At 72.9% G+C, this 280-nt stretch carries 1 protein-coding gene; it reads left to right on the top strand.

Annotated features, from left to right (window positions below):
- Positions 1-280: polyketide synthase dehydratase domain-containing protein (locus tag ACLQ2N_RS36040; RefSeq protein ID WP_425820025.1), on the top strand; the 280-nt coding region annotated here is incomplete at both ends.

Below are 280 nucleotides of genomic sequence, written 5' to 3'. Positions count from 1 at the left end.
TGCTCGACGCCGCCCTGCACGCCATCGCGCTGGGCGGGTTCCTCCCTCCCGACCGGCCCCACCTGCCCTTCGCGTTCAACGCGCTGACGCTGAACGCCACGGGCGCGACCACCTTGCGCGTGCGGGTCGCCACTGCCGGAACCGGTGCCGTCTCCCTGGCACTCGCCGACGACGCGGGCATGCCCGTCGCCCACGTCGGCGAACTGACCCTGCGCCCCTTCTCGGCAGAGCAGCTGAACGGCGGAGCTTCGGACATGCTGCACCGGCTCGACTGGACGCC

The sequence above is a fragment of the Streptomyces sp. DT224 genome (assembly GCF_049844595.1).
In the GTDB taxonomy this organism is placed as follows: domain Bacteria; phylum Actinomycetota; class Actinomycetes; order Streptomycetales; family Streptomycetaceae; genus Streptomyces.
The sequence above is the reverse complement of the archived record's forward strand: the minus strand, read 5'-3'. Positions and strand labels throughout refer to the sequence as shown.